Raw genomic sequence first — 20,207 nt, 5'->3', positions numbered from 1 at the left:
GGGGATGACGAGCCCGTGGCGGCCGTGTGACGGGACCGTGACGGCGTCACTTCACGGGGAAGTAGCCCACCGTGGTGACGACCGCCTGGCCCTCGGCGGAGAGGCAGTAGTCGATGAACTCCTTGGCCTCGCCGGACGGCTTGCCGCGGGTGTAGACGAAGAGCGCCCGGGAGAGCGGGTACTTGCCGCTCTTCACGTTCTCGGCGGTCGGCAGGTAGCCCTGGCCGTCCTTGCCGACGATCTTCACCTCCTTGACCCCCTTGGCGTAGGCGGCGCCGCCGTAGCCGATGCCGTTCTTCTCCTTGGAGACGGCGTTGACCACCGCCGCGGTGCCCGGGAGGGTCTGGGCGCTGGCGGCGAAGTCCTCGCCCTTGAGGACGTTGTCCTTGAAGAAGACGTAGGTGCCGGACGAGTTCTCACGGGAGTAGAGGACCACGGGGGCGTCGGCGCCGCCGACCTGCTTCCAGTTGGTGACGTCGCCCAGGTAGATCGACTCGAGCTGGGCCATGGTGAGCTGGGTCACGCCGTTCGACTCGTGCACGTAGACCGCCAGGCCGTCCTTGGCCACCGCGGTCTCGGTCGGCAGCACGTTGTAGCGGTCGCGCACCTTGGCAGACTCGTCGGCCTTGATGGGGCGGGAGGAGTTGGCCACGTCGGTGGTGCCGTTGACGAGCGCCGCGATGCCGGTGCCCGAGCCGCCGCCGGTCACCTGGACCTTCTTGCCGGCGTTCTTGTTCATGTAGGTCTCGGCCCAGCGCTGGGCCAGGATGACCATGGTGTCCGAGCCCTTGACGGTGACGGCCGCCTGGGCGAGCGCCGGCGCGAGGCTGAGGGCCGCGGCGAGGGCGAGAGCGATACGCTTCATGGGGGGTGTCTCCTGGTGCTTCGAGGTCGTGGGGTGGCTGGATCGTAGTGGTGGAGGAGGTGGCCGGGGCGCGCCATGCGGGGCGCGGCAGCACGCCCCGGTCACTCCCTGGCTAGAACTTGGCCTGGGCCTGCAGGATGAACTGGTCGGCCTTCGGGTCGGACGCGGCCGCCGCGCCCTTCTCGCCGTTCATGGGGTGGTAGTAGGCCGCCGAGAGCTTGTAGTTGCCGCCCAGGTAGGCGTGCAGGGCCACCTGCAGCTCCTTCTGCACCTTGACGGTCGCGCTGGTGGCGGCCGAGATGTCCACGGTGTGGTTCGGCATGTACTGCTCGTACTTGACCGCCAGCTGGTAGGGCTTGGCGATGTTCTGCACCACCATGGCGTAGAAGCCGGAGCCGGTGGCCACCGGGGCCGCCGAGGTCAGGTTGGGCAGGTTGCCGCCGGCGCCCAGGTTGCCGCTGTTGTTGCCGATGGTGGTGTGGCCCCACATGTACTCGCCCTTGAGGGCGGTGCCGCCGAAGGGCAGCAGGTCGAGGTAGAGCTGGGCGTCCACCGCCACGCGGTTGCGGTCGTACGCCTTGTCGTCGGCGCGGGCGTAGTTGATGGTCTTGCCGTACCAGCCGGAGAGGCCGGCGGTGACCACGCCCATGTCGACCCAGGCGCGGCCGATGACGTCCTTGAGCTGGTCGTTGTCGCGGCCCAGCTGGCCGGAGTTGACGCCGTTGCCGTTGAAGAGGCCGACCTTGAAGTTGACCAGCGAGAGCTTGCCCTTCAGCGCCACGCCCAGGTCGTACTCGCCGCCCAGGAAGGCGCTGGTGACGCGCGAGCGCTCCAGGGTGTCGAGGTCGGAGGAGGAGCGGGCGAAGACCTCGTAGCCGAACGGGAAGAGCTGCAGGCCGGCGTCGATGGCCATGCCCATGGGCAGCTTCACCGTGGCGTAGCCCTCCTTCATGGAGAGGCCGGAGGGGATGACGTCGATCTGGATGGTGTACTGCGACCAGTCGGCGTCGTAGACCGTCTTGAAGCGGCCGCGGCGGATGAAGAGGCCGTTGTTGGTCGGGGTGGTGGGGGCGGTGGCGCCGGCCGAGCCGTTGTAGCTGGCGGCCTCCAGCCAGGCGTAGCGGGCCTGGATGTAGCCCGAGAGCTTGAGCCGCTTCATGCTGAGGACGTCGTTCTTGGTCTCGGCGTACTGCTCGGCCAGCGAGTCGACCTTGCCCTCGAGGGCGGTGGGGTCGAACACGACGGCCTCGTCGGCGGCGAAGGCGGCTGGCGCGAGCGCCAGCGCGGCGGTGAGAGCGATGAAGCGGGTGGTCATGACGGGACGGCCCCTTGTCTGGTGGTGGGAGCGAGCGCTTGCTCGGATGGCGGGGGTTTTAGGAGGGGGCCGTGGCGCCGCGGGGGCGGCCGCGTGACGACTCGGTGAAGGCGTCACCGACGAGGCGGCGGAGGCCGGCCCGTGTGGCGGGACGGTGACGGGCGGGGCCGCTGCGGTCCCCTGCGCACGGGGGGTCGCCGCCGCGCCGGGCGGCCACCCGGATCAGCGCCCGGCCGGCACGCCCGGCAGGCGGACCTCGAAGCGGGTGCCCGCCGCGCCGCTGCTCACCGTGATCTCGCCCGCCATGCCCTGCACCAGGTGCTTGGCGATGGCCAGCCCCAGGCCGGTGCCGCCCGCCTCGCGGGCCCGACCTGGATCGACGCGGTAGAACCGCTCGAAGAGGCGGGCCAGGTGGTGCGGCTCGATGCCCGGGCCGGTGTCGCTGACCGTGAGGAGCACGTCCTCGCCCCGCGTCGCCGCGGCCAGGGTGACGCCGCCGGTCAGCGTGTACTTGACCGCGTTGTCCACCAGGTTGACCACCACCTGCTCCAGCGCCCTGGGGTCGCCCAGCGCGCACAGCCCCTCGGGCACCTCGGCGCCCAGCGCCAGCCCCTTCTTCTGGGCCGCCGGCGCGTGCAGCTCCACGGCGGTGCGGGCCAGCGTGGCCAGGTCCACCGGCGCCACGTCGAAGCGCCACTGCCGCGACTCCAGGCGCGACAGGTCCAGCAGGTCCTGGGTGAGGCGCGACAGCCGCTCGGCCTGGCGGTGCACCATCTCCACGAAGTGCCGGGCCGCCTCCGGCTGCTCCAGCGCGCCGCCCAGCAGGGTCTCGGCGGCGCCGCGGATGGCCGCCACCGGGGTGCGCAGCTCGTGCGAGGCGTTGGCCACGAAGTCGCGCCGGGTGGCGGCGGCGCGCCGCTCCTCGGTGGTGTCGCGCAGCAGCACCAGCACCTCGCCGCGCAGCAGCGGGGTGAGCTGCGCCGAGAAGGAGCGGCGCGGCAGGTCGAGATCGAGGCGCCGGGCCGTCCCCTCCAGCGCCCGCTTCACCGCCTCGGCCAGCTCGGCGCTGCGCGTCACCTCGAGCGGGGTCATGCCGGCGGCCCGCCCGCCGGCCGCCAGCGCGTCGAAGGCGGCGTTGCAGGCCTTGACCCGGCCGTCCTTGGACACCACCGCGGCGGCGTCCGGCAGGGAGGAGAGCAGCTCCTGCTCGGCCGGGTCGCGCACCGTGGCGAAGCGGCGCAGCTCGCGCTCCAGCAGCAGCGCCGCCAGCTCGGTCACGTCGTTGCCGAGGTCGGCGCGCGGCCCGCCGTGCAGCTCGGTGCGCAGCGCCTTCAGGGCCGCCGACAGCGGCGTGTGGCCGATGGAGGCCACCTACCCCTGCCCCTGCTCGCCCGGATCCACCAGCCGGTAGCCCACGCCGCGCACCGTCTCGAGCAGGTCGCGGCCGCTGCCCAGCTTCTCGCGCAGCCGCTTCACGTGGGTGTCCACGGTGCGCGTCTCCACCTCCGGCGACATCTCCCAGACGTCCTCCAGCAGCTGCTCGCGCGACTGCACCCGGCCCAGCCGCGCCATGAAGGTGCCGAGCAGCTTGAACTCCAGCGGGGTGAGCGTCACCTCGGCGCCGTCCACGAAGACCCGGTGGGCGTCCACGTCCACCTTGATGGGCCCGACCTGCTCGCGCGGCCGCTCCGCCACCCGCCCGCCGGCGGCGCGGCGCAGGATGGCCTTGAGCCGCAGCGTCAGCTCCCGCACCGAGAAGGGCTTGGTGACGTAGTCGTCGGCCCCCAGCTCGAAGCCCACCACCCGGTCGACCTCCTCGCCCTTGGCGGTGAGCATGACCACCGGCACGTGGCGGGTGCGCGGGTCGGCCTTGATGCGGCGGCAGACCTCGGTGCCCGGGATGTCCGGCAGCATGAGGTCGAGCAGCACCAGGTCGGGCAGGCGGCGGCGCAGCGCCAGCAGCGCCTCCTCGCCGCGCGTGGCCAGGATGGTCTCGAACCCCGCGGCGCGCAGGTTGAAGTCCAGGACGGAGAGGAGATCGCGCTCGTCGTCGACGAGGAGGACGGTGGTCACGGGGTGCCTTTAGGCCACGTCACCGTGACAGGCGGGGGGAGCGCGTGCAACGGAAGGGTGACGGCGTCACCGGGACAGGCCCCGAAGGGGTCACCCGGCGGCCGGAACCCGGGGTACGATGGAGGGCCATGCTCCGACTCCCCGCCGTCCTGCTCCTCCTCGCCGCGGCCTGCGCCGCCGCGCCACCGGTCCGGGACCCCGCCCCCCGCCCGGACGGCCTGGTGCTGCGCGAGGCCGAGCTGGCGCGGGTCCGCTGCCTCGTCCTGGCGCCGCTGGAGAGCGGCTCGGACGCGCCGCGCGCCGCCGCCGCCGCCACCGCCGCCCTGGCCGGCGCGGTGGACCAGGGCCGCACCCGCCTCCTGCCGCCCGACGACCTGCGCGCCCTCTTCGACGGCACGCCGCTCGAGCTGCCGGAGGGGCTCTCGGCCTCGAGCGCCCTCGAGCTGGCCGAGCTGCTCGGCGCCGACGCGGCGCTCTACGGGGCGCTGGAGGGGCGGAGCCGCGAGACCGACCCCGACCTGGTGCTGACGCTCCGGCTCACGCTGGCCGGCCAGCGCGACCTGCTCTTCGCCGCCTCGGCGCACCTGCGGCCGGCGCCGGGCGAGCGGGTGGAGGCCGCGGCGCGGCGCACCGCCCTGGAGCTGGCCAGGCCGGTGCTGGCGCGGCTGGGCGCGCCCGGCCGCCACGCCTGCTTCGGGGTGGAGCGGCGCGAGGCCCTGCGCGCGGCGGCGGTGGCCCTGGGCCAGGGCGCCACGGCCGCGCCCCCCGCGCCGGCGCCGGCGCCGGTCGTCCGGCCGCCCGCACCGCCGGCCGGCGCCGCACCCTCCGCCCGCGCCCTGCGCACCCAGCGGCAGCGCGACTGGGCCCGCGCCCTGGGCGCCGGCGGGCGCCTCCTCCTGGAGGAGGTCACCTTCGAGGGCCGCTCGGCCGCCCTGGCCCGCGACGCCGGCCTGGCCGACCTGGCGGTGGTGCTGGCCGCCTCGCCCGGGCTGACGCTCCGGCTGGAGGGCTTCGTGGACGCCTCGGGCGACGCCGCCGCCGACCTGCGCCTCTCGGCCGCCATGGCGCAGGCCGCCGCCCAGCGGCTCCTCGACCTGGGCGTCGAGGCCAGCCGCGTGGGCATGGCCGGGCGCGGCTCCACCAGCCCCCGCCTCCCCAGCTTCACCGCCCGCGGCCGCGCCGCCAACCGCCGCGTCGAGGTGGTTGCGCCACGCTGACCGACGCTTGACATCCCACCCGCCGGTGGCGTGTCTGGAGCGACCCCGACCCCGACCCCGACCCCGTGCCCGCCGACCCGCCACCCACCTCGCCGCTCTTCGCCCTGCCGGATCCGGCGGGGCTGGGGCCGCTGACGCACCTGGCGGTGGTGGCGCTGGCGATCCTCACCATCCTGGGGCTGGCGGTGGGCGACGTGCTCACCGGCACCGAGGCCAGCTTCACGCTGCTCTACCTGGCCCCCATCGCCTTCGCGACCTGGTTCGTGGGGCTGCGCACCGGCATCGCGCTCTCGCTGGTGGCGGCCGTGGCCTCCACCGCCGCCGACCTGGTGGTCCGCCAGGGCGTGCCCAGCCCGGGCGCGCTGCTGGCCTGGAACCTGGTGGTCCAGCTGGGCGTCTACCTGGCGCTGGTGCTGCTGCTGGCCGGCTTCCGGGCCCGCCTGGAGGTGGAGCAGCAGCTGGCCCGCACCGACCCGCTCACCGAGGTGGCCAACCGGCGCGCCTTCATCGAGGCGGCCGAGCTCGAGCTGGAGCGGGCCCGCCGCAGCGCCCGCCCGCTCACCCTGGCGTACCTGGACTGCGACGGCTTCAAGCGCATCAACGACCAGCTGGGACACGCCGAGGGCGACGCCCTGCTGGTGGCGGTGGCCCAGACCCTGCGCGGCTCGACCCGCGCGGTGGACGCGGTGGCGCGCCTGGGCGGCGACGAGTTCGGCCTGCTGCTGCCCGAGACCGACGGCCCCACCGCCCAGGCGCTGCTGGGGCGCCTGCGCACCGCGCTGCAGGCCGTCATGGACCAGAACGGCTGGCCGGTCGGGTTCTCCACCGGGGCCGCCACCTACCTCGAGCCGGCCGGGTCGGTGGACGAGATGATGGCGCGCGCCGACGAGCTCATGTACGAAGCCAAGCGGACCGCCGCTGGCTCGATGCGGTTCGAGGTGATCGGCGGTCCACCACAGGCTCCGGTGGGGCCGGCCCTCACCCCCTCCCCTGGCCCATATGGCGGCGCCTGATGCGCTTCTTCGCGACCTGCTCCCGCGGCACCGACGGCGCGCTGCGCGCCGAGCTGGCCGCCCTGAAGCTGCCCGCCGTCCGGGGGGGGCGCGGCGGCGTCCACTTCGAGGGGCAGCTGCACCACGGGGCCAAGGCCTGCCTGCACACCCGCACCGGCATGCGGGTGCTGCTGGAGCTGGCCACCTTCCCGGTGACCGGCCCCGAGGACCTGTACGAGGGCGCGCGCACGGTGGACTGGTCGCTCTGGCTCACCGAGAAGACCACCCTAGCGGTGGAGACCACCGGCTCCACCGAGGGGCTGACCCACTCCGGCTTCGCCGCGCTCAAGGTCAAGGACGCGGTGGTGGACGTGCTGCGCGAGAAGCTGGGCGCCCGGCCGGACGTGGACACCAAGGACCCGGACGTCCCCATCGTGCTGCACCTCGAGCCCGGGCAGGCCACCCTGTCGCTGGACCTGGCCGGCGCGCCGCTGCACAAGCGCGGCTGGCGCACCACCACCACGGTGGCGCCGCTCAAGGAGACGCTGGCCGCGGCGGTGCTGCTGCTGGGCCGCATCGAGCCCGACGAGCCCTTCGTGGACCCGCTGTGCGGCTCGGGCACCCTGCCCATCGAGCAGGCGCTGCGGGCCCGCCACATCGCCCCCGGGCTGGACCGGGCCTTCGCCTTCCAGCGCTGGCCCTGCTACCGCAGCGAGCTGCAGTCGCGCTGGGACAAGCTGAAGGCCCAGGCCCGCGCCGAGGTGCTGCCGACGGCGCCGGCGCCCATCCTGGCGGTGGACCTGCACCCCAAGGCCATCGACGCCTGCCGGCGCAACGCCCACCTGGCCGGCGTCTCGGCCGACCTGATCATCGAGCAGGGCGACGCGCGCGACCTGGCCCCCCGCTTCGCCCCCGGCATGCTCTGCATGAACCCGCCCTACGGCGAGCGGCTCATGGACGAGGAGGGCGCCAGCGGCGACCGCGCCGCGGCCCGCACCAAGGAGCGCAAGCTGGAGGGCTTCTACCGCGGGCTGGCCGAGATGCTGGAGCGGCACGAGGGCTGGAGCGCGGTGCTGCTGTCGGGCAACCCCATCCTGCAGAAGGTGATGGGCCGGAAGCCCGAGATCGACCACCGGCTCTGGAACGGCCCGCTCGAGATCCACCTGCTGCGCTACCGGCTGTGAGGGCCGGCCGGGCGGCCGCTCAGCCCGCTCAGCCCTGCCCCGGCGGCGGGGTCGGCCTCGCCTCCGCCAGCCGCTCGGCGCAGTCGCCGCACAGCCCGTGGGTGAACTGGGTCTCGGCCCGCTCCTGCAGGTAGCGGTCGATGGGCTGCCAGTGCTGCTGCTCGTCCTTGATCCGCTTGCACCAGGCGCAGATGGGCAGGAGGCCAGAGAGGCTGTGGCCCAGCCGGCGCTGCATCTCCTCGTACCCCGCCACCAGCTCGGCCACCTCGCGGGGGGCCTGGCGCCCCACCGGCAGGGGCTCGGGCCGCGCGCCGTCCAGGAAGGCCCCCACCGCCGCCTGCAGCCTGGTGAGGGGCCGCGTCAGCCGGCCGGCCAGGACCACCGCCAGCGCCAGCGCCGCCACCAGCCCGGCGGCCAGCGTGACGGTCATGGTCAGCACGAACCGGTCGGTGGCGCGCCGCACGTCGGCCACCCGCTGGCGGGCCACCACGTGCCACCCGCGGCCGGTGGTGGTCACCGCGATGCGCGACGGCACGCCGCGCTCCAGGTACTCGGCCACCCCCTGGGCGGCCCCCTGGAGGGCGAGGCCGAGCGGCCCGCCGGCCACCGCGTCGAGCGGCCGCTGCCCCGAGCCCGGCGTGGCGAACGCCACCCGGTCGGCCGGATCGAGCACGATCACGTCCACCGGGCTCACGGTGGCCACCTCGCCGGACAGCGGGAAGCCACGCAGGTCGAGCGAGCCCTCCACGATGCCCACCCGGCGCCCGCCGATGGTGACGGGGGCGCTGATGGCCACGATGGGGTCGCTGCCGAAGCCGCGCCCCTCGAAGACCTCGGAGACGTAGGGCTGGCCGGTCTCCATGGCGTGGCGGAAGTAGGGCCGATCGTCGAGCGGGCGCGGCGAGACCCGCAGCTGCCAGCGCTCGGTCTCGTTCATGGGGTGCCCGGCCAGCATCAGGCCGGCCTGGTCCGCCGCCAGCATGGTGATGAACCCGGGGTAGAGGGCGTGGAACCCGGCCACCAGCGGCTGGGCCGTGGCGGTCTCCAGGTGGCCGGTCGACTCGACCGCCAGGGCGAGGCTGCGCACCGCCGAGACGTGCGCCGCCAGGTAGGCCTCCACCTGGACGGCCGCGCTGGCGCTGATGGTGGTCAGGCCGCGGACCGACCCGAGCTCTTCCCGGGCGGCCAGGAGCCGCACGCCCACCACCGCGGCCACCAGCAGCGGCAGCCCCACCGCCAGCGCCAGGGTCAGCGACAGCTGGGTGCGCAGGCTGCGCCGGCGCGGCGGCGGGCCGGAGGGCGGCGGGCCGGAGGGCGGCGGGCCGGAGGGCGGCGGCGGCGCCTCGGCCGCCTGCCCTGCAGGGGAGGTGGTCACGGGCGGACGGTGCCACGCCGGCGGGGAGCGCCACAAGGACCGACCCTGGATGACACCGGGCGGCGGCGTGAGGGCCGGCCGGATCCGGCGGCGCCGGGTGCGGGCCGGGGGCGCGCTCGCGTACACTCGCCCGCCGTGACCTCCCGCTACATCCACGGCACCGATCCCGTCGAGCAGGCCCGCCTGTCGCTGCTCAACGACCTCCTCAACGCGGCCTGCCTGGGCGCGGTGGCGCCTCGGCCGGGCGAGGCGCTGCTCGACGTGGGCGCCGGCCTCGGCCAGCTCACCCGGGCCCTGGCCCGGGCCACCGGCGGGCGCGCCGTCGGGGTGGAGCGGAGCGAGGCGCAGCGGGAGCGGGCGCTGGCCCTGGCGGCCGCGGCCGGCGAGCAGGACCTGCTGGACCTGCGGGCCGGCGACGCGCTGGCGCTGCCGCTGGCGGACGACGAGTGGGGCACCTTCGATCTCGTCCACGCCCGCTTCCTGCTGGAGCACGTCCCGGCGCCGGCGCAGGTGGTGGCGCAGATGGTCCGGGCGGCCCGCCCCGGCGGCCGCATCGTCCTGATGGACGACGACCACTCGCTGATGCGGCTGGCACCGGCGCCGGCCCGCTTCGAGGCGGTCTGGGCGGCCTTCTGCCGGAGCTACGACCGGAACGGCAACGACCCGTACGTCGGCCGGCGGCTGGTGCAGCTGCTGGCGGGCGCCGGCGCCGCGCCGCGCCGCGCCACCTGGATCCCCTACGCCGCCTGCGCCGCCGAGCCGGCCTTCGCGGGGCTGGTCGCCAACCTGGCCGGCAACCTGGCCGGCGCCCGCGACGCCATCGCGGCCGGCGGCGCGGTGTCGCTGGCCGACGTGGACGAGGTGGTGGCCGACCTGGCCCGCTTCGCCCGCCGGCCCGACGCCTCGCTGGGCTACGCCTTCCCGTGGGCCGAGGGGGTGCGCGTCACGGGGTGAGCGGCGCCCGCCCGGCCCCGGGGCGATATCGGTCCAGTCGACTGGACTGCGCCGCGGAGGGAGGGCGCCGGGTGCTGCCTCATGGAACGACCGGCGCCGCGTCGAAGTTCCCGGCGCGGTGAGCCTGGTCACCTCGGAGGGGTCGGGGTCGGGCCCGGGGTCAGGGTCGGGGTCGGGGCCGGGGTCCACTGCGCCAGCAGCTTCTTCGCCCTGGCCAGGTGCCCCTTGGGCCGCACCGCCTCCGGCAGCCCCTCGCCGTGCAGGATGGCGGCCTCGAGCGCCTGCAGCGCCTCCGGCTCCCGCCCGAGCGCCTTCAGCGCCTGGGCCTCCACGGTCATGATCCGCACCTTGCGCGGCCCCTCGGCCAGCGGCACGGCCAGCCGCGCCGCGGCCAGCGCCTCGTCGGCCAGCCCGGCCTCCAGGGCGCAGACCGCCACGTAGCTCTGCGCGAAGTACTCGCGCGGCAGCGCCGCCGCCGAGGCGCGCAGCGCCGGCAGGGCCCGCGCCGGCTCGCCGAGCGCCATCGCCGCCGAGAGCCGGCCGCCGTCGAGGGCCGAGCGGGCCAGGGGGTCCCTGGTCCTCCTCGACTGGTCCTCCACGAAGGCCAGCCACTCGCGGGCCGCCCGCCGTGCCCCCGGCTCGTCGCCCTGCGCCTGGCGCGCCTGGTGGAGCAGGCCGAACAGCCCGAGCCGGTCGTCGGCCAGCACGCCCTTCTGGCCGAGCGCCAGGCGGACCTGCGGCTCCAGCGCCCGGATGGCGGGCTCCCTGGACCCCTCCGGCTCGATCTCGAGCGCGCAGCCCAGCCCGGCGCCGGCCACCCTGGCGAAGGAGGAGCCGTGGGGCAGCCTGGGCAGGAGCTCGCCCGCCGCGCCCGCGCAGGCCTGCGGGTCGCCGGCCAGGGAGAGCGCCTGCACCAGGGCGTCGGCCGTCCGGGCCCGCTCGCTCCAGGCCGGGCCGCCGGCCGTCAGCGCCTCGGAGAAGGCCTGGGCCGCCTCGGCGTGGCGCCGCCCGGCCGCCGAGGCCGCGCCGCGCGCCGCGGCCTCGGCGGCCGCGCCGGCCTGCTCCTTGCGGAAGGTCCGCTCGGCGTCACCCAGCAGCGCCGAGAGCTCGGGCGCCGTGGCCGCGCCCATCCAGCGCAGCAGCACCTGCTCGGTGGCCGGGTCGATGACGTAGACGGTCGGCCAGGCCTCGATGGGGAACCGCTCCACGAAGGCGAAGTTGACCGGCTTCTCGGTGTCGAGGTCGAGCCAGGCGAACCGCCCGGCCAGCTTCACCAGGCGCGCGTCGGTGAAGACGCTGGCCCGCATGAAGCGACAGCTGGGTCACCAGGGGGCCCAGACGTCCACCACCAGGGGGACGTTCCGGGCGCGTGCGTCGGCCAGGGCCTTGGCGTAGTCGTCGGCCACGAAGGGGAGGCGCCCGGCGGCGGCCGCGGCCGGCAGGGCCAGGGCGAGCGCGAGGGCGGCGGCGAGGGAGCGCATGGTCCCCCTTCTAACCACGTCCGAGCGCCCGGCGCACCTCGGCGAAGGCCGCCTCGTCGAGCCACAGCTCCACCGCGCCGTCCGGCAGGAGGAGCCGCGCCGGCGTGCGCCCCACCCCGCCGCGCGGCGGCGGCGGCACCAGCCCGGTGATGGCGGCGCCCGGCACCGCCAGCGCGGCCCGCCCGGCCCGCCGCGCCGCCTCCACCCCGGCGGCGTCGAGCGGCTGGGCCAGCTGGTGCCTGAGCCGCACCGGCCTGGACAGCCAGTAGACCGCCTGCAGCGCCGCCGCCCCCCACATCGCCGCCTGGCTCTGCCACTGCACCACGTTCACCGCCAGCAGCAGCAGCGAGGCCACCAGCGCCCCCACCGCCAGCCGGTCCAGCAGCGCCTCGCCCGCGGTGGGGCGCAGCACCACCACCTCGGCCGGCGAGACGTAGAGCTGACCCTTGACGGCGCTGCGCTCCACCACCCGGCCGTCGGCGGTGGCCAGCAGCGCCAGCACCTGGCCGAGGGCCGCGGGGTCGGAGGGGGGGCGGGTGGTCATGCTGGTCTCCCGTGGGTGCCGGCCACTCAGCCGCGCCGCTTCAGCGAGAGCCCCATGGTGAAGCGGGCCACCGCCTCGTCGCCGTACTTCTCGGGCACGGTGGCGGTCACCTGCACCGGGAGCGTGACCCGCTCGCCGCTGGCGTCGGCCTGCCGCACCGCCGCGGCCACCGCGTAGCCGTCGTCGCAGGTGAAGAGGGTGTCGCCGTCGGCGCGCTTGAGGAACTCGGCCTTGAGGTCGGCGAACACCAGGCTCACCCGCTTGTGCTTCTCCCAGATGAGCCGCGCCGCCGGCAGCCCGCCGGCCAGGTCGGCCCCGGCGCAGAGCGCGCCGAAGTACATCGAGCCCACGTGGTTCCTCGAGCGCCAGCCGAAGGGGATGGTGACGGCGCACCCCTTCTCGTCGAGCCGCTGCACCCGCGGCCCGAGGAAGAGCAGCACCGGGATCTTGAGCCCCAGCAGGCGGACGGCGGCGGTCTCCTTGAGCAGCATGTGGGGTCTCCGATCGCGGGGCGGGGGCGGCGGGTGTCCTAGCCGGCCGCCGACGGCGGCGCAGGGCGGTAGTGCCGGGCCACCTGCCGGAAGGCGAGGGCGGCGGCCAGCATGAGCGTGGCGAAGAAGGCGAAGTAGGCGGCGCCGGACAGCTTGACGAACTGGACCAGGAAGGTGAGCAGGTTGCCCAGGAACACCGTGAGGAACCAGATCGACATGATGGTGGAGCGCATCGAGCGGGGCGCCTGCGTGTAGCTGAACTCCAGGCCGGTCACCGAGACCAGCACCTCGGCGGCGGTGAGGAGCAGGTACTGCGGGACCTGCCAGGCCAGGTGCGGCGGGCGGCCGGCGTCCACCAGGTACTGGACCACCGCGGCGGCCACGAAGGAGCCCACCGCCAGGAACATGCCGGCGGCCATCTTGGCGAGCGGCGCCAGCGCCACCCCGCGCCGCTGCAGCGCCGGGAAGATCCCCCAGGTGAAGAGCGGGATGAGCGCCAGCACCAGGAAGGGGTTGAGGGCCTGCAGCTGGACGGCGTCGAGCTTCACGCCCGGCAGCCCCACCGCGTCGAGCGAGCTGCCCAGCTGCCTGCCTTGCAGCACCCAGGACGAGCCGGTCTGGTCGAAGAGCGCCCAGAAGACGGTGACCGCGGCGAAGACGCCCACCACCCGGAGGACCGCCTTGGCCCCCTCCACCGCGTCGGCCGGATGCAGCGCCCGGGCCGGGTCGAGCCAGTGCTCGCCGGGGCGGGCCGTGCCGAGCCTCCGCAGCGCCGCCCCGACCACCCGGAGGAAGCCGTGCGGCTTGGGGCCGGAGGGCGGCGCCCGCACGTAGTGCCGGGTGCCGGCCCAGAAGAGCCAGGTGGCCACCGCCATGAGCGCGCCCGGGACGGCGAAGGCCACGGCCGGCCCGTAGGCCCGCAGCGTCCAGGGGATGAGCAGGTTCGCAGAGGCCGAGCCGAGGTTGATGACCCAGTAGAACCAGCCGTAGACCCGCTCCAGCAGCAGCCGCTGCTCGGGGCGGAACTGGTCGCCGACGAAGGCCGAGACGCAGGGCTTGATGCCGCCCGAGCCGCAGGCGATGAGCCCGAGCCCCACCAGCAGCCCGGTGCGCGAGTCCCACAGCGCCAGGGTGGCGTGGCCGCCCACGTAGAAGAGCGAGACCCACAGGATGACCGGGTAGCGCCCGAAGTACCGGTCGGCCAGCCAGCCGCCCACCAGCGGCGTCAGGTAGGTCAGCATCATGAACGCGTGGTACCAGGCCTTGGCCTCGTCGTCCGGGAAGAGCAGGAAGCCGGTCATGTAGACGACCAGCACGCTCCGCATGCCGTAGAACGAGAAGCGCTCGCAGGCCTCGTTCCCCACGATGTACTTGACCTGCGGTGGAGCGCGCCGGTCGGCGGTCGCGGACATGGACCCGGACTCTCGCATGGGGCGGCCGGCTTGGGGTGGGTCGAACGGTGCGCTGCCGCGACCGCCGCGCGCCCCGGCGGTAGAGTGGTGGGGCATGCCCGAACCCCACGCCACCGCGCTGCTCCTCACGGCCGCGGGGCTGCTGGTCGCCACCGGGGTGCTGGTGAGCCGGACCTCCGGCCGGCTCGGGGTGCCGGCCGCCCTGCTCTTCCTGGCGGTCGGCATGCTGGCCGGCTCGGAGGGGCTGGGCCGCATCACCTTCGAGGACTACGCCCTCACCTTCCGGCTGGGCACGGTGGCGCTGGTCCTGATCCTCTTCGACGGCGGCCTCAACACCCCGTGGTCGAGCGTGCGGCGGGCCTTCGCCCCGGCGGCGGCGCTGGCCACCGCGGGCGTGCTCGGCACCGCGGCGCTGGCCGCCCTGGGCGCCTGGTGGCTCGGCCTGCCGCCGCCGCTGGCGCTGCTCTTCGGGGCGGTGGTCTCGTCCACCGACGCCGCCTCGGTCTTCTCGGTGCTGCGCGGCGGCGGGGTGGAGCTCAGGCGGCGGGTCGGCACGGTGCTGGAGCTGGAGTCCGGGCTCAACGACCCGATGGCGGTGATCCTCACGCTGGCCTTCACCGCCCTCTCGGTGGGCGGCCAGGCGCCCGGCTGGCGCCTCGGGCTGGAGGCGCTGCTGCAGCTGGCGGTCGGCCTGGGCGGCGGCGTGGGGCTGGGGTACCTGGGCCGCTGGCTGCTGGTGCGGGCCCGCCTCTCGGCGGCGGGCCTCTACCCGGTGCTGACGCTGGCGCTGGCGCTGGTGGCCTTCGGGCTCCCCTCGCTGCTGTGGGGCTCCGGCTTCCTGGCGGTCTACGCCGCCGCGGTGGTGATGGGGAACGGACCGCTCCCCTACCTGACCGGGCTGCGCCGCGTGCACGACGCCCTGGCCTGGTTCAGCCAGGTGGCCATGTTCCTCCTGCTGGGCCTGCTGGCCTTCCCCAGCCGCCTGGCGGCGCAGTGGTCCACCGGGGTGGAGCTGGCGCTGCTGCTGGTCTTCGTGGCCCGGCCGCTGGTGGTGGCCGCCTGCCTGGCCCCCTTCGGCTTCGCCTGGCGCGAGGTGCTCTTCATCGGCTGGGTCGGCCTGCGCGGCGCGGTGCCCATCATCCTGGCCACCTTCCCGGTGCTGGCCGGGGTGCCCGGCGCCACCGGCGTCTTCGACCTGGTCTTCTTCGTGGTGCTGGTCTCCACCGCGCTGCAGGGCTCCACCGCCGGCTGGCTGGCCACCCGCCTCGGCCTGGAGCGGGCCGGCCCGCCCGCGCCGCGGGCCACCCTGGAGATCGTCTCCACCCGCGACCTCTCGGGCCAGGTGCTGACCTACTTCGTGGAGGCGGCCAGCGCGGTGGCCGGCAGCCGCATCGCCGACCTGCCCTTCCCGGAGAACGCCGCCGTCATGCTGGTGCTGCGCGGGCGCCAGCTGGTGGCGGCGCGGGGGCGCACCGTGCTCCAGCCCGGCGACCACGTCTACGTCTTCGCCGCGCCGGAGGACGTGCCGCTGGTGCGGCTCCTCTTCGGGCGCGAGGAGGAGCGGTGAGGCGTGGGTCGGGCTAGGCGCCGCCCTTGAGCGCCGCCAGCGCCAGCAGCACCCAGCCCACGATGAAGGCCACGCCGCCGAAGGGGGTCACGATCCCCAGCCAGCGCACCCCGGTCACCGCCAGCAGGTAGAGCGAGCCGCTGAAGAGGACGGTGCCGAGCAGCAGGAGCCAGCCGCCCGCGGCGGCGCGCCCGCCCAGGTGCGGGGCCGCCAGCGCCGCCGCCAGCATGCCCAGGGCGTGGAAGAGCTGGTAGCGGGCCCCGGTCTCGAAGACGGCCAGCAGGTCGGGGCCGAGCCGGGCCTTGAGGCCGTGCGCGGCGAAGGCGCCCGCGCCCACGCCCAGGGCGGCGGAGAGGGCGCCGGCGGCGAAGAGGAGTCGATCCATGGGGTGGCCAAGGTAGCGCCGCGGCGGGCGACGCGCACGCCGAAGATTGCTATCGTGCCCCGCCATGCCCGCCCCCGACGTCGCCCTGCGCGCCGAGCTGCTCGAGCGGACCCAGTGGGCCCACGAGTTCTCCTTCCTGGAGATCGAGACGCTGGCCGAGTACCTCCAGTCCCGCCAGGTGAAGAAGGGGCTGCTGGTCTTCCGCGAGGGCGACCGCGACGGCACGCTCTTCGTCATCGCCGAGGGCAAGGTCGGCATCATCAAGTCCGGGGCCAAGAAGCAGGACCACCCCATCGCCACCATCGGCATGGGCCACACCCTGGGGGAGATGGCGCTCATCGACGGCCAGCCGCGCTCGGCCGGCGCGGTGGCGGTGGAGGACCTGATCCTGCTGGCCATCTCCCGGGCCGACCTCGACCGGCTCTCCAACGAGCACCCCCGCCTGGCGGTGAAGCTGGTGCTGAAGGTGGCCAAGCTCCTGTCGCAGCGGCTCCGCCAGACCACCAGCAACCTGGCCGACCGCCTGGGCTGACTGGACCCCGGCGGGACCCCGCCGGCCGCCCCGCCCCGCCCCGCCCCGACCTGGCCGTGCGCCGCGCCGGTCGCCGCCGCAAGGTTCCCGCATGTCCGACCCCACCCCGCTGGTCGAGCGGCGCTGCCAGGCCTGCCGGGGCGGCCTGCCCCGCCTCTCCCCCGAAGCCCTGGCCCTCGGCCTCCGGCAGCTGCCGGGCTGGAGCGTGGGCCAGCAGGGCACCCGGCTGGCGCGCACCTTCACCTTCCGTGACTTCGCCGCGGCCATGTCCTTCGTGGTGGCGCTGGCGGCGGTGGCCGAGCGTGAGGATCACCACCCGGACTTCGCGGTCCACTGGAACACGGTGGAGGTGACCCTCTGGACCCACGACGCCGGCGGCCTCACCGAGAACGACCTGGTGCTGGCGGCGCTGGTGAGCGCGCGCCCGGAGGCCCAGGCCGCCCCGGCTGAATAGGGCGGCGGGCCCCTCCGTCCCTCCTGCGAGAGGGAAACACCACCGGAGGACCACATGACGACCTTCAGCCGCCTCATCGCCGCCGCCACCCTGATCAGCGCCACCACCTTCGCCCCGTCGCTGGCCGCCGCCGACGGGCGGCAGGACGGATCCAGCCGCCGCGACCAGGCCGGCCAGCGGTTCGAGGACCGCGACCAGCGCCGCGACGACGACCGCGTCGACGACCGCCGCGACGACCGCCGCGACGGCCGGCCGGTGGCGGCCCACGTGCACGACCGCAGCTGCGGCCACGACCCCCGCCTGCTCCCGCCCGCCCCGGCGCCCGCCTGGGACACCCGCGACGACCTGCGCTGGAACGGGCGCAGCTGGGTGCAGGCCGGCTGGAGCCGGCGCGACGCCCGGGAGCGGGTCGCCCAGGCCCGCTTCGTCCGGGTGGAGCTGCGCCAGCTCGACCAGGAGCGCGCCGCCTACCACGCCCGCTTCGCCTTCCACCCGCGCAAGCTGGCCCGCTTCGACGCCCGCTACTTCGACCGCCGCGCCTCCCTGGAGCGCCGCCTGCAGACCCTGACCTGGTACGCCTCGCGGTAGCGGCGCCTCGCCGCGGCAGCCACGGTCCGCAGTTCCGCCGCCCCGCCCGCGGCGCCGGCCGCTCCGGACGCGCCGGCGCCCACGGCGGGGCGGCTCCGTCTCGGCGCCGGGCGGGTCGGTCCGGGCCACGCCGGGCCGCCGCCCCCGGCCGGTCAGGGCGCGGGCGCCGGCGAGAGGCGCACCACCCGCCCCGGCAGCACCGCCGCGTAGACGTCGCCGTCCGGCCCCACCCGCAGCGACACCGGGGCGCCGCCGGAGATCCGGTGCACCTCGCGCCGCGAGCCCGCCACCACCCCGGTGCGGGCCGCGTCCACGTCCAGCGTCCAGAGCCGGCCGTTGGCGTTGTCGGCGAAGAGGTAGCGGCCCCGCCAGGGCGCGGGCCAGCGCGGGCCAGGCAGGAAGACGCCCCCGGTGATGGAGGTGCAGTCGCCGTCCACGCCGCCGGCGGCCGCCCCGTGGCGGCAGGTGTAGGCCGGCTCGACGCAGTCCCCGGCGTCCGGCGTGGTCTCGCGGCACTTCGAGCGGGGCCAGCCCGCCGCCCCCTCGCGCCAGGGCCAGCCGTGGTGGCGCCCGGCCTCGACCAGCGTGACCTCCTCGTAGGTCACCTCCCCCACGTCGCCCACCCAGAGCCGCCCGCCGTCCGGGTCGAAGGCCAGGCGCCACGGGTTGCGGAACCCCCAGGCGTAGATCTCGCGGCGCGGCGCGGCCAGCCCGGCCGGCGCGTCGCCGCAGCCGGCCCCGCAGGCGGTGGCGGCGGCCACCGAGGCCAGCGGGTTGCCGGCCGGGACGGCGCCGTCGAGCGCCACCCGCAGGATCTTGCCGTTGGCGTTGCCGAGGCAGGTCGCGAAGTGGTTGGTGGGCGTGGCCGGCGGCTCGGGTGGGCGGCCGCTGTTGCAGCCGGTGTCCCCCACCCCGACGTAGAGCAGGCCGTCCGGCCCGACGGCCAGGCCGCCGCCATCGTGGTTGGCGGGCCCGCGCAGGCCGGAGAGCAGCACCGCGCGGGCGGCCAGGTCGAGCGTCCCCGCGGCGGTGAGCGGCACCGAGACCACCCGGTGGCGGTCGAGGTCGGTACCGCCGTCGGCGTCGGCCAGCGAGAGGTAGAAGACCAGGCGCCGGGTGGTCTCGAAGGCCGGGTCCACCACCACGCCGAGCAGCCCCTTCTCGCTGCGCGCGTCCACCCGGAAGGTGCCGGCCGTGGTGAGCGCGCCGTCGGCGCCGCGCAGCCGCACGGCGCCGGTCTTCTCCACCAGCACCAGCCGGCCGTCGGGCAGGAAGGCGAGGTCGGTGACGGGGCCGAGCCCGGTGACGAGGTCGGTGGCGACCACCGCGGTGCCGGGGGGCGGAGGGGGGGCGGCGTCGGCGCCGGGGCCGCAGCCGAGCAGGAGGAGGGCCAGGCCCAGCGGGCGGTGGAGGCGCATCGGACGGATCTCCCGGCCCCGCCGCGCCGCGGCCAGCGCCGGACGGGGCGGGCCCCGGCGGAGCCGCGCCGTCCAGGCCCTCGCGGCGCCGGGACGCTGGCGGCCCCCCCGCTCCAGGGTTAGAAGGGGCGCGTGGCTCGCCCGCTCTCCTTCCTGCTCTTCTTCGCCGTGGCGCTCGCCGTCCTGGGCGGCATGCACGGCTACCTGTGGCTCCGGCTGGTGCGCGACACCGGGCTGCCCGAGCCCTGGCGCCGCCTCGCCACCTGGGCGCTGGTGCTGGCGGCGCTGCTGGTGCCGGCCGGCATGTTCGCGGCGCGGCTGGCCGGGCAGCACATCAGCAGGGTCCTCCCGCTGGCCGCCTTCGTCTGGATGGGGCTCTCCTTCCTGATCTTCGCCGCCCTGCTGGTGGCCGACGCCGGGCGGCTGCTGGCCTGGGGCGCCACCCAGCTGGGCGACTGGGTGCGGAACGCGCCGGACGCGCCGCCGGATCCGGCCCGGCGCCAGCTGCTGGCCCGGGCGGTGGCGGGCGGGGCGCTGGTGGCGGCGGGCGCCGCCGGGGCGGCCTCCCTGCGCAGCGCCGCCGGCCCGGCGGTGATCGAGGAGGTGCCGGTGCGGCTGGCCCGGCTGCCACGAGCGCTCTCCGGCTTCACCCTGGCGCAGGTCACCGACCTGCACGTCGGCCCCACCATCCGCGAGCGGGAGGTGCGCCGCGTGGTGGAGCAGGTCAACGGGCTCCGGCCCGACGCGGTGGTCATCACCGGCGACCTGGTGGACGGCAGCACGCGCGAGCTCGGGCCCATCGTGGCCGAGCTGGGCCGGCTGTCGGCGCGCCACGGCGTCTACTTCGTCACCGGCAACCACGAGTACTACTCGGGCGTCGAGGCCTGGGCGGACTTCCTGGCCGGGCTGGGCGTCCGCGTGCTCCGCAACCAGCGGGTGGCCCTGGGCGACGGGGCGCCCGGCGGCGCCACCTTCGACCTGGCCGGGGTGAACGACTGGAGCGCCGGACCGGCCGGCACGCCGCACGGCATGGACCTCCCGCGGGCGCTCGCGGGGCGGGATCCGGAGCGCAGCCTGGTGCTGCTGGCGCACCAGCCGCGCGGGGTGGACGAGGCGGTGCGGCAGGGCGTGGAGCTGCAGGTCTCCGGGCACACCCACGGCGGCCAGCTCTTCCCGTGGAACTTCGCGGTGCGCGCCGCCTTCCCCTACGTGAAGGGGCTCTACCGGGCCCAGGGCGCCCCCGAGGGGCAGGTCTACGTGTCGCGCGGCACCGGCTACTGGGGGCCGCCCATGCGGCTCGGATCGCCGCCGGAGATCACCCGGCTGGTGCTGACGTCGTAGGCTGGGAGCGGGGGCGACG

21 protein-coding genes are annotated in these 20,207 nt (G+C 75.9%); 9 read left to right on the top strand and 12 right to left on the bottom strand.

Translation table 11 applies throughout. From position 1 onward, the window contains the following. Positions 1–46 precede the first annotated feature (46 nt). The 4 genes from IPO09_03025 to IPO09_03010 form a co-directional block, all read right to left on the bottom strand. Entirely contained in the window at positions 47–865 is an 819-nt protein-coding gene (locus IPO09_03025; protein ID MBK9516325.1) for a phosphate ABC transporter substrate-binding protein, read from the bottom strand. Positions 866–977: 112 nt separating this feature from the next. Further along, the gene (locus IPO09_03020) at positions 978–2,180 is read right to left on the bottom strand and encodes a porin (protein ID MBK9516324.1); all 1,203 of its coding nucleotides are present in this window, start codon (positions 2,178–2,180) and stop codon (positions 978–980) included. Positions 2,181–2,402: 222 nt separating this feature from the next. Next, positions 2,403–3,542: a PAS domain-containing protein gene (locus tag IPO09_03015; GenBank protein ID MBK9516323.1), complete on the bottom strand. Its 1,140-nt coding sequence runs from the start codon at positions 3,540–3,542 to the stop codon at positions 2,403–2,405. A gap of 9 nt (positions 3,543–3,551) precedes the next feature. Then, entirely contained in the window at positions 3,552–4,253 is a 702-nt protein-coding gene (locus tag IPO09_03010; GenBank protein MBK9516322.1) for a winged helix-turn-helix domain-containing protein, read from the bottom strand. Positions 4,254–4,381: 128 nt separating this feature from the next. Between IPO09_03010 and IPO09_03005 the strand changes: the two genes are divergently transcribed. The 3 genes from IPO09_03005 (at position 4,382) to IPO09_02995 (ending at position 7,646) form a co-directional block, all read left to right on the top strand. Then, positions 4,382–5,470: an OmpA family protein gene (locus tag IPO09_03005; protein MBK9516321.1), complete on the top strand. Its 1,089-nt coding sequence runs from the start codon at positions 4,382–4,384 to the stop codon at positions 5,468–5,470. Between the two features lie 104 nt (positions 5,471–5,574). Beyond that, positions 5,575–6,483 carry a diguanylate cyclase gene (locus IPO09_03000; GenBank protein MBK9516320.1) on the top strand — a complete coding sequence of 303 codons (909 nt, stop codon included), beginning with the start codon at positions 5,575–5,577 and terminating at the stop codon, positions 6,481–6,483. Then, positions 6,483–7,646 (top strand): RNA methyltransferase, encoded by a 1,164-nt coding sequence (locus IPO09_02995; protein ID MBK9516319.1) that lies wholly within the window; start codon positions 6,483–6,485, stop codon positions 7,644–7,646. Before IPO09_03000 ends, IPO09_02995 begins: the two co-directional genes overlap by 1 nt. 28 nt (positions 7,647–7,674) lie before the next feature. Here IPO09_02995 and IPO09_02990 read toward each other — a convergent pair whose 3' ends face one another. Then, positions 7,675–9,021 carry a hypothetical protein gene (locus IPO09_02990; protein ID MBK9516318.1) on the bottom strand — a complete coding sequence of 449 codons (1,347 nt, stop codon included), beginning with the start codon at positions 9,019–9,021 and terminating at the stop codon, positions 7,675–7,677. Between the two features lie 135 nt (positions 9,022–9,156). On the opposite strand from IPO09_02990, the gene IPO09_02985 reads away from it, so the two are divergent. Next, positions 9,157–9,975, top strand: a complete 819-nt coding sequence (locus tag IPO09_02985) for a methyltransferase domain-containing protein (GenBank protein MBK9516317.1) — start codon at positions 9,157–9,159, stop codon at positions 9,973–9,975. Positions 9,976–10,103: 128 nt separating this feature from the next. Here the strand turns inward: IPO09_02985 and IPO09_02980 are convergent, their stop codons facing one another. The 5 genes from IPO09_02980 to IPO09_02960 are packed head-to-tail and all read right to left on the bottom strand — an operon-like array spanning position 10,104 to position 13,903. After that, positions 10,104–11,282 carry a hypothetical protein gene (locus IPO09_02980; GenBank protein ID MBK9516316.1) on the bottom strand — a complete coding sequence of 393 codons (1,179 nt, stop codon included), beginning with the start codon at positions 11,280–11,282 and terminating at the stop codon, positions 10,104–10,106. A gap of 15 nt (positions 11,283–11,297) precedes the next feature. After that, positions 11,298–11,456 carry a hypothetical protein gene (locus IPO09_02975; protein ID MBK9516315.1) on the bottom strand — a complete coding sequence of 53 codons (159 nt, stop codon included), beginning with the start codon at positions 11,454–11,456 and terminating at the stop codon, positions 11,298–11,300. A 10-nt stretch (positions 11,457–11,466) separates the two neighbouring features. Next, positions 11,467–12,000: a hypothetical protein gene (locus IPO09_02970; protein MBK9516314.1), complete on the bottom strand. Its 534-nt coding sequence runs from the start codon at positions 11,998–12,000 to the stop codon at positions 11,467–11,469. A 26-nt stretch (positions 12,001–12,026) separates the two neighbouring features. Continuing rightward, positions 12,027–12,491 carry a DUF4442 domain-containing protein gene (locus IPO09_02965; protein ID MBK9516313.1) on the bottom strand — a complete coding sequence of 155 codons (465 nt, stop codon included), beginning with the start codon at positions 12,489–12,491 and terminating at the stop codon, positions 12,027–12,029. 38 nt (positions 12,492–12,529) lie between these two features. Next, positions 12,530–13,903, bottom strand: a complete 1,374-nt coding sequence (locus IPO09_02960) for a POT family MFS transporter (GenBank protein MBK9516312.1) — start codon at positions 13,901–13,903, stop codon at positions 12,530–12,532. A gap of 94 nt (positions 13,904–13,997) precedes the next feature. Here IPO09_02960 and IPO09_02955 point away from each other — a divergent pair, with 94 nt between their 5' ends. Continuing rightward, positions 13,998–15,470: a potassium/proton antiporter gene (locus IPO09_02955; GenBank protein ID MBK9516311.1), complete on the top strand. Its 1,473-nt coding sequence runs from the start codon at positions 13,998–14,000 to the stop codon at positions 15,468–15,470. Positions 15,471–15,483: 13 nt separating this feature from the next. Here IPO09_02955 and IPO09_02950 read toward each other — a convergent pair whose 3' ends face one another. Further along, entirely contained in the window at positions 15,484–15,855 is a 372-nt protein-coding gene (locus tag IPO09_02950; protein ID MBK9516310.1) for a DUF423 domain-containing protein, read from the bottom strand. Between the two features lie 64 nt (positions 15,856–15,919). Here IPO09_02950 and IPO09_02945 point away from each other — a divergent pair, with 64 nt between their 5' ends. From IPO09_02945 to IPO09_02935, 3 genes are all read left to right on the top strand, one after another. After that, positions 15,920–16,387, top strand: coding sequence for a cyclic nucleotide-binding domain-containing protein (locus tag IPO09_02945; protein ID MBK9516309.1), 468 nt, complete (start codon positions 15,920–15,922; stop codon positions 16,385–16,387). A 91-nt stretch (positions 16,388–16,478) separates the two neighbouring features. Next, positions 16,479–16,841 (top strand): 4a-hydroxytetrahydrobiopterin dehydratase, encoded by a 363-nt coding sequence (locus tag IPO09_02940; protein MBK9516308.1) that lies wholly within the window; start codon positions 16,479–16,481, stop codon positions 16,839–16,841. Positions 16,842–16,895: 54 nt separating this feature from the next. Then, positions 16,896–17,429: a hypothetical protein gene (locus IPO09_02935; protein MBK9516307.1), complete on the top strand. Its 534-nt coding sequence runs from the start codon at positions 16,896–16,898 to the stop codon at positions 17,427–17,429. A 152-nt stretch (positions 17,430–17,581) separates the two neighbouring features. Here IPO09_02935 and IPO09_02930 read toward each other — a convergent pair whose 3' ends face one another. Further along, positions 17,582–18,847, bottom strand: coding sequence for a PQQ-dependent sugar dehydrogenase (locus IPO09_02930; GenBank protein MBK9516306.1), 1,266 nt, complete (start codon positions 18,845–18,847; stop codon positions 17,582–17,584). Positions 18,848–18,979: 132 nt separating this feature from the next. Here IPO09_02930 and IPO09_02925 point away from each other — a divergent pair, with 132 nt between their 5' ends. Beyond that, on the top strand, positions 18,980–20,188 hold the full coding sequence (locus IPO09_02925) for a metallophosphoesterase (protein MBK9516305.1): 1,209 nt from the start codon (positions 18,980–18,982) through the stop codon (positions 20,186–20,188). Positions 20,189–20,207: the final 19 nt, after the last annotated feature.

The sequence above is a fragment of the Anaeromyxobacter sp. genome (genome assembly GCA_016718565.1).
Lineage (GTDB): Bacteria > Myxococcota > Myxococcia > Myxococcales > Anaeromyxobacteraceae > JADKCZ01.
This window is presented reverse-complemented; position numbering and strand designations above follow the sequence as displayed.

What these genes read in the sequence shown, in the direction of transcription:
- IPO09_02935 (MBK9516307.1), top strand. Translation starts at nt 16,896, where the DNA reads ATGACGACCTTCAGCCGCCTCATCGCCGCCGCCACCCTGATCAGCGCC.
- IPO09_02970 (MBK9516314.1), bottom strand. Translation starts at nt 12,000, where the DNA reads ATGACCACCCGCCCCCCCTCCGACCCCGCGGCCCTCGGCCAGGTGCTG.
- IPO09_03020 (MBK9516324.1), bottom strand. Translation starts at nt 2,180, where the DNA reads ATGACCACCCGCTTCATCGCTCTCACCGCCGCGCTGGCGCTCGCGCCA.
- IPO09_02940 (MBK9516308.1), top strand. Translation starts at nt 16,479, where the DNA reads ATGTCCGACCCCACCCCGCTGGTCGAGCGGCGCTGCCAGGCCTGCCGG.
- IPO09_02980 (MBK9516316.1), bottom strand. Translation starts at nt 11,282, where the DNA reads ATGCGGGCCAGCGTCTTCACCGACGCGCGCCTGGTGAAGCTGGCCGGG.
- IPO09_02975 (MBK9516315.1), bottom strand. Translation starts at nt 11,456, where the DNA reads ATGCGCTCCCTCGCCGCCGCCCTCGCGCTCGCCCTGGCCCTGCCGGCC.
- IPO09_02930 (MBK9516306.1), bottom strand. Translation starts at nt 18,847, where the DNA reads ATGCGCCTCCACCGCCCGCTGGGCCTGGCCCTCCTCCTGCTCGGCTGC.
- IPO09_02995 (MBK9516319.1), top strand. Translation starts at nt 6,483, where the DNA reads ATGCGCTTCTTCGCGACCTGCTCCCGCGGCACCGACGGCGCGCTGCGC.
- IPO09_03025 (MBK9516325.1), bottom strand. Translation starts at nt 865, where the DNA reads ATGAAGCGTATCGCTCTCGCCCTCGCCGCGGCCCTCAGCCTCGCGCCG.
- IPO09_03005 (MBK9516321.1), top strand. Translation starts at nt 4,382, where the DNA reads ATGCTCCGACTCCCCGCCGTCCTGCTCCTCCTCGCCGCGGCCTGCGCC.
- IPO09_02965 (MBK9516313.1), bottom strand. Translation starts at nt 12,491, where the DNA reads ATGCTGCTCAAGGAGACCGCCGCCGTCCGCCTGCTGGGGCTCAAGATC.
- IPO09_02950 (MBK9516310.1), bottom strand. Translation starts at nt 15,855, where the DNA reads ATGGATCGACTCCTCTTCGCCGCCGGCGCCCTCTCCGCCGCCCTGGGC.
- IPO09_02945 (MBK9516309.1), top strand. Translation starts at nt 15,920, where the DNA reads ATGCCCGCCCCCGACGTCGCCCTGCGCGCCGAGCTGCTCGAGCGGACC.
- IPO09_02960 (MBK9516312.1), bottom strand. Translation starts at nt 13,903, where the DNA reads ATGTCCGCGACCGCCGACCGGCGCGCTCCACCGCAGGTCAAGTACATC.
- IPO09_02955 (MBK9516311.1), top strand. Translation starts at nt 13,998, where the DNA reads ATGCCCGAACCCCACGCCACCGCGCTGCTCCTCACGGCCGCGGGGCTG.